Origin of the sequence: Curtobacterium sp. VKM Ac-2889, from assembly GCF_015350855.1 — a bacterium.
GTDB lineage: Bacteria > Actinomycetota > Actinomycetes > Actinomycetales > Microbacteriaceae > Curtobacterium > Curtobacterium poinsettiae.
In genome coordinates this window covers 450,384-462,293 of the sequence record NZ_JADKSC010000002.1, presented here as the reverse complement: position 1 = coordinate 462,293, position 11,910 = coordinate 450,384, and the positions used below count along the sequence as shown (strand labels likewise).

Genomic DNA, 11,910 nt, shown 5'->3' with positions numbered 1-11,910 from the left:
CACGGGCCTCCCGTTCGCCTTGTGCGCGCGCCGACCGGAACCGGGCGCGGGCGCACCAGGAACGTGCGACGGTCAGCGCACGGGGTCCAGCGCGACGATGAGCACGCCGACCCACTGCGCACCGAACGCCACGACGGTCAGGGCGTGGAACACCTCGTGGAACCCGAACTGCGTCGGCACCGGGTTCGGCCGCTTGAAGCCGTAGACCAACGCCCCGATGATGTACGCGACGCCGCCGGACAGGATGAGCACGGTCATCGGGACGCTCGCGGCGAAGAACTGCGGCAGCAGCGCCAGGGCAGCGCACCCGAGCACCAGGTAGATCGGCACGTACAGCCAGCGGGGCGCGTTGATCCAGAGCACCCGGAACGCGATGCCGAGCGCTGCGCCCGACCACATCACCCACAGCACGACGACCATCAGCGTGTGCGGCAGGGCGCAGATCGCGATCGGCGTGTAGGTGCCGGCGATGAGCAGCAGGATGTTCGTGTGGTCGATGCGCTTCAGCACGGCCTTCACCTTCGGCCCCCACGGGAACCGGTGGTAGGTCGCCGAGACGCCGAACATCGCCAGCGACGTCGCCATGAACACGGCACTGCCGACCTTCGCCGCGGTGCTGTCGGCGAGGGTGATCAGGACGACCCCCATCGCGATCGCGAACGGGAACGCGCCGAGGTGGATCCAGCCGCGCCAGGCGGGACGGGGCTCCGAGGTGGGGGCCGTCGCCTCTTCCGTGAACGGGACGTGGGGGAGGGTGCCGGTCTCGTGCTCGTCCTGCATGGACCCGACCATAGGGCCTGATCCCGAACGACCGCCACGTGTCCGCAGAGCGGGCACCCCCAGGGCTCTCGTCCAGGTGGTGCACTACGCTCGGTGCGTGACCGGGACGGCGGGATGGACAGGGCGGGGGATCCTCTACCGCGCCTACCAGCGCCGGATCCGCCGCCAGCTCGAAGGGGCCGCGAAGCCCAAGCACGTCGCCATGATCGTGGACGGCAACCGCCGCTGGGCGAAGCAGCTCGGGCTCGAGTCCGCCGCACACGGCCACCGCGCCGGCGCCGCGAAGATCCCGGAGTTCCTGACCTGGTGCGACGACCTCGGCATCGAGGTCGTGACGCTCTACCTGCTGTCCGCCGACAACCTGACGGGTCGTGGCGGCGAAGAGCTCGAGGAACTCGTCGGGATCATCGCCGACCTCGCCGGGGTCCTGGCCGACAACCGTGACTGGCGCGTGCAGCACGTCGGCTCGAACGAGGGGCTGCCGGACAACCTGGTGACCGCGCTCGAACGGGCCGAGCAGCGCACCGCCGGACGCACGGGGCTGCACGTCAACCTGGCCGTCGGCTACGGGGGCCGTCGCGAGATCGCGGACGCCATGCGCAGCATCGTGCAGTCGCACGGCGCGGGTGGCGGCACCATCGACACCCTGGCCGAGGTGCTGACGCCGGAGCTCATCGGCGACCACCTGTACACGCAGGGCCAGCCGGACCCCGACCTGGTGATCCGGACCTCGGGCGAGCAGCGGCTGTCCGACTTCATGCTGTGGCAGAGCGCGCACAGCGAGTTCTACTTCGTCGAGGCGTTCTACCCGGACCTGCGCGAGGTCGACTTCCTCCGTGCGGTCCGCGACTTCGGGCTCCGCTCGCGTCGCTTCGGCGGCTGAGCGTCGCTTCGGCGGCTGAGCGTCGCTTCGTCCGTTGAGCGTCGCTTCGGCGACCGAGCGCGGCTGAGTGCGGTCGGGCGCGGCTGGTCGCCCAGCCGCCAGCCACCTGCCGCACCGGGTTCGTCGGCGGAGCCACGTCCCAGTAGGCTCTCAGGGTTCAACCCTGTGAAAGGTGCACCACCTGTGAACATCGACGAGTACGCCGCCGGCTTCTCCGAAGACCCCGGTTACCTCGACCACGCTGCGTTCGGCCCCGTGCAGACCGCCGTGCTCGAGGAGCAGCGCGTGCTCGGCACGATCCAGGCCCACATGCGATTCGGCGCGATGGAGACCCTCGACGAGCAGGACGCCCGCGTCCGCGCCGTCGCCGCGCGGCTGGTCGGCCGCCGCGAGGACCAGGTCGTCTCGCAGGCCGCCACGACCCCCGGCCTGCTGCACACCGCCTTCGGCCTGACCGGGGGTGTGCTCGTGTCCGCCGACGAGTACCCGTCGCTGCCGCTCGCACTGGCCAGCGCCGCGTCGGCCACCGGAGGACGGGTGCAGCCCGTCGTCATCGAGTCGGGTGCCGGCTGGGTGACGCCGGAGCTGATCCGTGAGCGCCTGACCGACGAGGTGACCGCCGTCGCGGTGTCGCTGGTCGACTGGCGCACCGGCTACCTGACCGACCTCGCCGCCATCCGCGAGGTCATCGGCGACCGCCTGCTCATCGTCGACGCCATCCAGGGTTTCGGTGTCGTCGACGCCCCGTACGAGGTCGCCGACGTGGTCGCCACCGGCGGGCAGAAGTGGCTGCACGCCGGGTGGGGCACCGGGTTCGTGGCCTTCAGCGACCGCGCCCTGAACCGGATCCGTCCGGCGCTGTCCGGTCCGCACGGCACGTCCGGCTGGCCGACCGAGGTCCCCGCCGTCCGTCCAGCAGCCGCAGGCTTCCAGATGTCCCGCATCGACCCGGTCGCGCAGGCCCGGCTCGCGGTGTCGCTCGAGCGCCTCACCGCCGTCGGTGTCGCCGCCGTGCAGGAGCGAGTCGCCGACCGTGTCGAGCGCGTCTTCGCGATCGCCGACGAGTTCGGGCTCGAGGTCGAGTCCAGCCGCGACCCGGCAGAGCGCGCCGGCATCGTGGTGCTGCGGCCGACGCAGGGTCGCGTGACCGCCTTGTCCGCGGCGATGCACAACCACGGCGTCACCGCGACCACGCGGCTCGGGGTCGCGCGCGTGTCGGTGTTCCCGTCGACCACCGACGAGACCCTCGACATGTTCCGCGACGCCTGCGTCTCGTACGCCACCATGCAGTAGCAGCGCGGCGCCGCGCTGCGGGTTCGCGGTCCGCGGGTGGGCACGACACCCCGCTCACGTCCGCCGGGTGGTCACCACCTGTCGGCTGGCGCCGCAGCGGCCGACGGTTCGTGACCAGTCGACGTCGCGCGCGCGACGAGTCGCGACCAACGGACGGCCTGGAGGCGCGGTGCCGGGCCGCCACGGGCCTCCCGTCCGTTGCCTGCGCGCGGTCACGACACCCCGCTCGCGTCCGCCGGGTGGTCACCACCTGTCGGCTGGCGCCGCAGCGGCCGACAGTTCGTGACCAGTCGACGCGGCGCGCGCGACGAGTCGCGACCAACGGACGGCCTGGAGGCGCGGTGCCGGGCCGCCACGGGCCTCCCGTCCGTTGCCTGCTCGCGGTCACGACACCCCGCTCACGTCCGCCGGGTGGTCACCACCTGTCGGCTGGAGCGGTCGCAACAGACAACTCGTGACCAGCCGCGTCACGAGCTGCGCTCGCGTTGTTCACGCGACCGTAACTCCAGAAACCGCGTGTCGCTGGCGGGGTGTCGGGGGCCGGACGTACGTTGTCCCCATCGGGCACCGCGCCCGATCGAAGCGGCCACAGTCGGTGCTTCGGGACCCGCTCCGTGGCCGCGTTCGAGGACAGGACCGGGCCCGTCGCGGCCCGGGGATGGAGTGGTCGTGACCTCTCAGAACGTCTCTCGCGGAACACAGGAACAGCACACCGCGGACTCGTCCACATCGGTCGCCCAGCGCACGTACGTGCTCGACACATCGGTGCTCCTCAGCGATCCGCGGGCCTTGTTCCGCTTCGCCGAGCACGCCGTGGTCCTGCCCGTGGTGGTCGTCAGCGAACTCGAAGCGAAGCGCAACGACCCGGAGATCGGGTACTTCGCCCGGCAGGCCCTGCGGCTGCTCGACGAACTGCGCATCGAACACGAGCGGCTCGACTTCCCGATCGCGATCGGCGACGGCGGCTCGTTCCGCGTCGAACTGAACCACTCCAACCAGTCCGTCCTGCCGTCGGGCCTGCAGCTCGGCGACAACGACTCCCGCATCCTCGCCGTCGCGTCGAACCTGAAGAACGACGGGCTCGACGTCGTCGTCGTGTCGAAGGACCTGCCGCTCCGGGTCAAGGCGTCGTCGATCGGCATGGCGGCCGAGGAGTACCGCGCCGAACTCGCGGTCGACTCTGGCTACACCGGCATCGCCGACCTGCAGGTGTCCGGCGAGCAGATGTCCGACCTGTACGAGAAAGAGGAGATCCGCTCCGCGAAGCTCGACGGCGTCCCCGTGAACACCGGGGTCGTCATCCACTCCGAGCGTGGATCGGCGCTCGGCCGCGTGCACGTCGCCGGAACAGTCGCCCTGGTGCGCGGCGACCGTGAGGTCTTCGGCCTCCGCGGGCGCTCGGCCGAGCAGCGGCTCGCGATCGACGCGCTGCTCGACTCCGAGATCGGCATCGTCTCGCTCGGCGGCAGTGCCGGCACCGGCAAGTCGGCGCTCGCCCTGTGCGCCGGACTCGAAGCGGTGCTCGAACGGCAGCAGCACAAGAAGATCATGGTGTTCCGGCCGCTGTACGCCGTGGGCGGGCAGGACCTCGGCTTCCTGCCGGGTGACGCCGGCGAGAAGATGAACCCGTGGGCGCAGGCCGTCTACGACACCCTCGGTTCGGTGGTCTCGGACAACGTGCTCGACGAGGTGATCGAGCGCGGCCTGATCGAGGTGCTGCCCCTGACGCACATCCGTGGCCGCTCCCTGCACGACGCCTTCGTGATCGTCGACGAGGCCCAGTCGCTCGAACGGAACGTGCTCCTCACCATGCTCTCGCGCATCGGCCAGAACTCGCGGGTGGTGCTCACCCACGACGTCGCGCAACGCGACAACCTGCGGGTCGGCCGGCACGACGGGATCGCGTCGGTCATCGAGCGGCTCAAGGGGCACCCGCTCTTCGCGCACGTGACGCTGACGCGTTCCGAGCGCTCCGCGATCGCCGCTCTGGTCACGGACCTGCTGGACTCGCCCGATCTGGTGTAGCGCGCGTCGAGCCGCCACGTGACGGACACGAGGCCCGGTGCCAGCTGGCACCGGGCCTCCCGTCCGTCCTGGGGATGCGTCAGGAGCGTCGCGTCAGTTCGGGTGGGTCATGCTGAGGACGTCGAGCGCCTCGTCGAGCTGCGCCTCGGTGACCTCGCCGCGCTCCACGTGGCCGAGGGCCACGACGGCCTCGCGCACGGTGATGCCCTCGGCGACGGCGTACTTCGCGACCTTCGCCGCCGCCTCGTAGCCGATGACCCGGTTGAGCGGGGTGACGATCGACGGCGAGGACTCCGCGAAGGCGCGGGCACGCTCGAGGTTCGCCTGCAGCCCGTCGATGGTCTTGTCCGCGAGCACGCGCGAGCTGTTCGCCAGCAGGCGGACCGACTCGAGCAGCGCCGTGCCCATCACCGGGATGGCGACGTTCAGCTCGAACGCACCCGATGCGCCCGCCCAGGCGATGGTGGCGTCGTTGCCGATGACCCGGGCGCCGACCATCAGGGTGGCCTCGGGGATCACCGGGTTCACCTTGCCGGGCATGATCGAGGAACCGGGCTGCAGGTCGGGGATGTGCAGCTCGCCCAGCCCGGTGTTCGGACCGGAACCCATCCAGCGCAGGTCGTTGTTGATCTTCGTCAGGCTGACGGCGAGCACCTTGAGCGCACCGGACGCCTCGACCAGGGCATCTCGTGCGCCCTGTGCCTCGAAGTGGTCGACGGCCTCGGTGATCGGCAGGTCGGTGTCGCTCGCGAGCTGGGCGATGACCCGCTGCGGGAAGCCCTTGGGGGTGTTGATGCCGGTGCCGACCGCGGTGCCGCCGAGCGGGACCTCGGCGACGCGGGGGAGCGTCGCCTGCACCCGCTCGATGCCCAGGCGGATCTGGCGGGCGTAGCCGCCGAACTCCTGCCCGAGGGTGACGGGCGTGGCGTCCATCAGGTGCGTCCGGCCGGACTTGACGGCGTCGGCCCACAGGGTGGCCTTCGCCTCGAGCGACTCGGCGAGGTGCTCGAGCGCGGGCACGAGCGTGCGGATGAGCGCTTCCGTCACGGCGACGTGCACGGAGGTGGGGAAGACGTCGTTCGACGACTGCGAGGCGTTGACGTGATCGTTCGGGTGCACGGCGGAACCCGCGATGTCGGACGCCAGTGTCGCGAGCACCTCGTTCATGTTCATGTTCGACGACGTGCCGCTGCCGGTCTGGTAGACGTCGACCGGGAACTGGTCGTGGTGCTGCCCACCGATGATCAGGTCGGCCGCACCCGCGATGGCGTCGGCGACGGCGGGCTCGACGATGCCGAGCTCACCGTTCACGATGGCCGCGGCGCGCTTGATCCGCGCGAGCGCCACGATCTGCGCCGACTCGAGCCCGGTGCCCGAGATGGGGAAGTTCTCGACGGCGCGCTGGGTCTGGGCACGGTAGAGCGCCGACTTCGGCACCCGTACCTCGCCCATGGTGTCGTGCTCGATGCGGAACTCGGTCGGGGTGGTGTCGGTCACGTCGTCGTGGTCCTTCCTGGGGTGCTCGCCGGTCGCGGTCGCGCCGGCCCGTGCCTGCGCCCCGGGGTCGCCGGGGCGGTCGTCGTCGGGGTCGGTGTCGGTGTCGGCGTCGGTCAGACCTGGCCGACGACGGTGTCGATGGTGACCTCTCCGGTGGCGAGGTCGTAGGTCGCCCCGACGACGGCCAATCTACCCTCGGCCACGGCGTCGGAGACCGCGCCGGAGCGCTCGATCACCTGGCGGAGGGTCGCTTCGAGGTGTGCGGCGCCGACGGCTTCCTGCGGCAGCTCGGCGTCGGTGCGCCGGACCTTCTCGACGCTCGGGGCGATCGCGTCGACGAGGGCCTGCAGGTGCGGGGCGGGGACGGGCTCACCGGAGCGCGCGGCCGCGACGGCACCGCACCGGGTGTGCCGGAGCACGACGACCAGGGGGGTGCCCAGCGCGACGACCGCGAACTCGATCGAGCCGAGGACGACGTCGTCGACGATCTGGCCCGCGTTGCGGATGGCGAACAGGTCACCGATGCCGGCGTCGAAGACGTGCTCGAACGGCACCCGCGAGTCCGAGCAGCCGAGGACGGTCGCGAACGGCGACTGCGATCCTTCGAGTTCGGTGCGGCGGTCCGGGTCCACGCGGCCCATCCGGCGCTTGTCGGCGGCGAAGCGGGCGTTGCCGTCGACGAGCAGGCGCAGGGCGTCGGACGGGGTGGAGGCGGCGCGGTCGGGCATGGGACTCCTCGGTTCGGATGGGACGCAGCGGGGCGGGTGCGGTGGTGACGGGCGGCGGTCGTGCCGGTCGTCGTCTACTCGGTCAGTTGTCGGGAGACGGCGGTGGCCACGGTCCGGAAGGCCTTGTCGTCGGCGGTACCGGAGAGCACGATCGTGTCCTTGCCGAACGTCGAGACGAGCGAGTACGCGTGGTTGCCGGCGTCGGTGCCCTCGGCGCGGCGGTCGTAGACGGTCCACTCCGTGTCGCCGATGGTGCGGTCACCGGTGGACGGACGCTGGTCGAGCTGGTTCGACACCCACGAGGCGTTGGCGTCGATGCCCTGCTGCAGACCGAGGTACTGCTTGTCCGGGGTCACGAAGCCGACGGTCCAGACGTCCACACCGTCGGTGGTCTTGTTCGCGAAGTCCGCTCGGTTGGCGCTGTAGCCGTCGGGCAGCGGGGGCGCCACCAGGGTGACGTCGTCGACCTGGGCCTTGGCCGCGATCTGCTGGTAGTCGACGGTGCGGTCCACGGTGGTGTCGGGCCGGACGACGACGGCGACCAGGAACAGCACGATGCCGAGCGAGGCGATGAGCGCGATGACCAGGTTGAACGCGGTCTGGTGCTGCCGGCGGGCGGTCCGGGCGGCGTCCTTGCGCGCCCAGGTCTCCTCTGCCGTCTCGGGGCGACCGAGCTCGGCGACGATCGGACGGCCGTTCGGGTCGGTCATCGGCCTGAGCCGTCCTGGGCATCGCTGGCGGCACGGGCCGCGTCGAGTCGCGCGCGGGCACCGACGAGCCACTCTTCGCACCGGGCGGCGAGGGCTTCGCCCCGCTCCCACAGCGCCAGTGAACGTTCGAGGGTCGCGGAGCCCTGTTCGAGCTCGCTCACGACGCGCACGAGTTCGTCGCGGGCCGCTTCGTAGCTCAGCGACTGGACGTCGGTCTGCTCGGGTTCCTGCTGGGATGGCACGGGACGATCCTACCGAGCGTCCACCGACGATCCGCCGCCCGGACCCAGGCTGTGGAGAACACCCGTCGTGCTCAGGAGCCGTCCGGGCCGGGGCCGTCCGGTTCGAGCGTGCCCGTGGCCGTGCCGGCACCGAGCGTGACGTGCACCGGCGTCGCTCCGGACAGGTCGTCGGTGCCCCGGACGACACCCCCGTCGGCCCGCTGCACGATGGCGTACCCGCGGCGCAGGGTGTCGCGGGGCGAGAGCGCCCGGAGGCGAGCGGTCAGGTGCCCGACCTCGGAGTGTCCGCGCTCGAGTCGGCGGTCGAGCAGTTCGCGGGCGCGGGACAGGTCGCGCGCGACCTCTTCCGCACGGGTGTCGACGAGCCACGCGGTCGACGCCAGGGCCGGCCGCGAACGCAGCGCGGCGAGCCGGTCGGCCTCGACCGACAGCGTGTGCGAGAGCCGCAGCCCGAGCCTGGCGCGGGCGGCCCGCACGTTGGCGAGCTCCTCGGCGACGTCGGGCACGACCCGCTTGGCGGCGTCCGTGGGGGTGGAGGCGCGCAGGTCGGCGACCTCGTCGAGGATCGGGCGGTCGGCCTCGTGCCCGATCGCCGAGACGATCGGGGTCGACGCCGCCGCCGCCGCACGGACGAGTCCTTCGTCGCTGAAGCCGAGCAGGTTCTGGAAGTCGCCGCCGCCACGGGCGATGATGATGACGTCGACCTCGGGGTCGGCGTCGAGCTCGAGGATCGCCGCGGTGACCTCGGCGACGGTCCGTTCGCCCTGCACCGCGGTGTGCACGGTGCGGAACTCCACCTGGGGCCACCGCAGCTGCGCGTTCCGCTTGACGTCCTTCTCGGCGTCGGAGTCCTTGCCGGTGACCAGGCCGATGCGGTGCGGCAGGAACGGCAGACGCTGCTTGCGAGCCGGGTCGAACAGGCCTTCCTCGGCGAGGGTGCGGCGGAGGCGCTCGAGGCGTTCGAGCAGGTCACCGAGCCCGACGTGCTTCATCTCGACGACCTGCATGGTCAGCGAGCCGCCCTTGACCCAGTAGTTCGGCTTGAGTGCCGCGACGACCCGGTCGCCCTGCTTGATGTCCGCCGGCACCCGGGAGCGCACGCTCGACCAGATGGAGAACGACACGGTGGCGTCGACCTCGACGTCCTTGAGCTTGCCGTACACGTTGCCGCCGGCGACGTTCCACTGCGTGATCTCGCCCTCGACCCAGGCGGTGCCGAGCCGGTCGATCCAGTCCCGGAGCTTCGCGCCGAGGAGCGCCACCGGCCACGGGTTGTCGGCCGTCGGCGGGCCCTGTTCGATCGCCATGTCGCTCCTCGTCCTGCTGGGACGTCCATCGTGCCCGAGACCGGTGACAGAGGACGGACGTCGTGTTGTCCACAGGCACCCCACGCGCCCAGGTCGCGTGCGTGCCGCTCACCTATCATCGGGGACGTGACGATCACCAACGGCCACACGGTCCCGCTCGCCCCACCGCGTGTGCACGCGGCACGGGGCCGACTGCGTGACGAGCCGGTCGCCGGCCCCAAGAAGGTGCTGCTCGCCGCGCCCCGTGGCTACTGCGCCGGGGTCGACCGCGCGGTCGTCGCCGTCGAGAAGGCGTTGCAGCAGTACGGCGAGCCCGTCTACGTCCGCAAGCAGATCGTCCACAACGTGCACGTGGTCTCGACGCTCGAGCAGCGCGGCGCCGTCTTCGTCGACGACGTCGCCGAAGTCCCCCGCGGCTCGCACGTGGTCTTCAGCGCGCACGGTGTGTCGCCGGCCGTCGTCGCGGGTGCCGAAGCGCGCGACCTGCACGCCATCGACGCCACCTGCCCCCTCGTCACCAAGGTCCACCGCGAAGCCACACGGTTCGCGAAGGCCGAGCGCACCATCATCCTGATCGGGCACGCCGGCCACGAAGAGGTCGAGGGCACCATGGGACACGCCCCGGACCGCACGATCCTGGTGAGCGGCCCCGCCGACGTCGCGGCGCTCTCGGTGCCGGACCCGGACAACCTCGTCTGGCTGTCGCAGACCACGCTCAGCGTCGACGAGACGATGGAGACCGTGCGGCTGCTGCGCGAGAAGTTCCCGGCCATCCAGGACCCCCCGTCGGACGACATCTGCTACGCCACGCAGAACCGCCAGGTCGCGATCAAGAAGGTCGCGCCCGGTGCCGACCTGGTGATCGTGGTCGGCTCGGCGAACTCGTCGAACAGCGTCCGCCTGGTCGAGGTCGCGCTCGAGCACGGTGCCCGCGCCGCGCACCGCGTCGACTACGCCGAAGAGATCCAGCAGGACTGGCTCGACGGCGTCGAGACGGTCGGCGTGACGAGCGGTGCGTCCGTGCCGGAAGAACTCGTGGCCGAGGTGCTCGAACAGCTCGCCGACGCCGGCTACGCCGCCGTCGAAGAAGTCGTCACCGCACACGAAGACCTGATGTTCTCGCTCCCCAAGGAACTCCGCACCGACGCCTCGGGCAACCCGACGCGCGCGCTCGGCGGGCGTCGGGCATGAGCGGCGCGGACGGCTGGTCCTCGGTGCCGCGCCGCCACCCGGCGGACCACGGCGACGCCGGCGTCGGTTCCGGCCAGGAGGCCCGGGGAGCGTCCCCGACGTCGCCCGCCGGTCCCGCGAACGGTCGGCCACAGGGCCGTCCCGCCCCGGGCTACGGCGAGTACGCGCCCGAAGGCTGGGTGAACCCGGTCCTCGTCGAGCAGGAGCGGCAGGACCGCGAGCGACAGGACCAGGCCGAGGCCGTCGGCGGGCGCGACGCTGCTCCGCGCGACAGCGTCCGCACCGACCACGCTCGTCCGGACGCTCGCTCCGGTGCGGCCCCTGCCGGGGTGCAGCGGACGATGCCACGGAGCCGGTTCGGCCGCACGCCGGCCGATTTCGTGCTCACCGTCGGGCTCCTGGCATTCGGACTCGTCTCCGTGGTGCAGTCCCTGTCGGTCGGTGACGTCGCCTCCACCGTGCGGCGCACCCTCGAGACCCAGTACACGGCACTGAACGACCCGAGTGCCCTGAGCACGGCCGCCGTCATCGCCGCGATCACCAACGTGGTCGTCTTCGCCCTCGTCGCCTGGTGGTCCATCCGCCGGCTCCGGGCACGGAAGCGGACGTTCTGGGTGCCGCTGGTCGGCGCGGTCGTCGCCACGGCCATCAGCACGATCGCGTTCGTCGTCGTGGTCCTGCAGGACCAGGCCTTCGTCGACTTCATGCTGCGACAGTCCGGCGCCTGACCGCCTGACCGCCGGGCTGCTCGCCGCGCCCGCCCTCGGCCACCGAGTGGTCGCAACGTGCCGCGTTCCCGCCGTCGAGTGGTCGCAAAGTGTCGTCCGGCATCGGCGCGACCGACACTTCGTGACCACTCGGCCTTGCGCGCGTGGGGAGTCGTGACCACTCGGCAGCCGGTCCGTCGGCCAGTCGCGGTGCCGGTGCCCTTCCGGCGATCGTCGTCAGCCTCGCAGACACACCCAGTCGCCCCTGCCGAGCGGTCGCAACACGCCGCGGGCCCGCCGTCGAGTGGCCAGGAAGTGTCGTCCGGCATCAGCGCGACCGACACTTCGTGACCGCTCGGCCTTGCGCGCGTGGGGAGTCGTGACCACTCGGCAGGCGGTCCGTCGGCCAGTCGCGGTGCCGGTGCCCTTCCGGCGATCGTCGTCAGCCTCACCGACACACCCAGCACCTGCGGTCGAGCGGTCGCAACACGCCGCGGGCCCGCCGTCGAGTGGCCAGGAAGTGTCGTCCGGCATCGTCGCGACCGAC

General features: G+C 71.7%; 11 protein-coding genes. 5 read left to right on the top strand and 6 right to left on the bottom strand.

The features are described from left to right. Window positions 1-72 precede the first annotated feature (72 nt). Window positions 73-780 (bottom strand): PAQR family membrane homeostasis protein TrhA, encoded by a 708-nt coding sequence (gene trhA, locus ITJ50_RS07975; protein WP_042537844.1) that lies wholly within the window; start codon window positions 778-780, stop codon window positions 73-75. A gap of 97 nt (window positions 781-877) precedes the next feature. On the opposite strand from trhA, the gene ITJ50_RS07970 reads away from it, so the two are divergent. From ITJ50_RS07970 to ITJ50_RS07960, 3 genes are all read left to right on the top strand, one after another. Continuing rightward, window positions 878-1,663, top strand: a complete 786-nt coding sequence (locus ITJ50_RS07970; protein ID WP_031259495.1) for an isoprenyl transferase — start codon at window positions 878-880, stop codon at window positions 1,661-1,663. Between the two features lie 183 nt (window positions 1,664-1,846). Continuing rightward, window positions 1,847-2,956 (top strand): aminotransferase class V-fold PLP-dependent enzyme, encoded by a 1,110-nt coding sequence (locus tag ITJ50_RS07965; RefSeq protein WP_042537708.1) that lies wholly within the window; start codon window positions 1,847-1,849, stop codon window positions 2,954-2,956. Window positions 2,957-3,619: 663 nt separating this feature from the next. Further along, the gene (locus ITJ50_RS07960; RefSeq protein WP_194590259.1) at window positions 3,620-4,981 is read left to right on the top strand and encodes a PhoH family protein; all 1,362 of its coding nucleotides are present in this window, start codon (window positions 3,620-3,622) and stop codon (window positions 4,979-4,981) included. A 93-nt stretch (window positions 4,982-5,074) separates the two neighbouring features. Here the strand turns inward: ITJ50_RS07960 and ITJ50_RS07955 are convergent, their stop codons facing one another. From ITJ50_RS07955 to xseA, 5 genes are all read right to left on the bottom strand, one after another. Continuing rightward, window positions 5,075-6,478 (bottom strand): class II fumarate hydratase, encoded by a 1,404-nt coding sequence (locus tag ITJ50_RS07955; protein ID WP_194590258.1) that lies wholly within the window; start codon window positions 6,476-6,478, stop codon window positions 5,075-5,077. 113 nt (window positions 6,479-6,591) lie between these two features. Continuing rightward, window positions 6,592-7,206 (bottom strand): carbonic anhydrase, encoded by a 615-nt coding sequence (locus tag ITJ50_RS07950; protein ID WP_017886730.1) that lies wholly within the window; start codon window positions 7,204-7,206, stop codon window positions 6,592-6,594. A 74-nt stretch (window positions 7,207-7,280) separates the two neighbouring features. Then, complete coding sequence (locus ITJ50_RS07945) at window positions 7,281-7,916, bottom strand: DUF4245 domain-containing protein (protein WP_056072848.1); 636 nt, start codon at window positions 7,914-7,916, stop codon at window positions 7,281-7,283. After that, window positions 7,913-8,158 (bottom strand): exodeoxyribonuclease VII small subunit, encoded by a 246-nt coding sequence (locus ITJ50_RS07940; protein ID WP_017886728.1) that lies wholly within the window; start codon window positions 8,156-8,158, stop codon window positions 7,913-7,915. Before ITJ50_RS07940 ends, ITJ50_RS07945 begins: the two co-directional genes overlap by 4 nt. A gap of 71 nt (window positions 8,159-8,229) precedes the next feature. Continuing rightward, a complete protein-coding gene (xseA, locus tag ITJ50_RS07935) occupies window positions 8,230-9,465 on the bottom strand; it encodes an exodeoxyribonuclease VII large subunit (protein ID WP_159557513.1) in 1,236 nt (411 codons plus the stop codon). A 126-nt stretch (window positions 9,466-9,591) separates the two neighbouring features. Between xseA and ITJ50_RS07930 the strand changes: the two genes are divergently transcribed. Both ITJ50_RS07930 and ITJ50_RS07925 read left to right on the top strand, forming a co-directional pair. Beyond that, the gene (locus ITJ50_RS07930; RefSeq protein ID WP_416354614.1) at window positions 9,592-10,656 is read left to right on the top strand and encodes a 4-hydroxy-3-methylbut-2-enyl diphosphate reductase; all 1,065 of its coding nucleotides are present in this window, start codon (window positions 9,592-9,594) and stop codon (window positions 10,654-10,656) included. Further along, window positions 10,653-11,384, top strand: coding sequence for a DUF6264 family protein (locus ITJ50_RS07925; protein ID WP_194590257.1), 732 nt, complete (start codon window positions 10,653-10,655; stop codon window positions 11,382-11,384). The genes ITJ50_RS07930 and ITJ50_RS07925 overlap by 4 nt, the downstream gene beginning before the upstream one ends. Window positions 11,385-11,910: the final 526 nt, after the last annotated feature.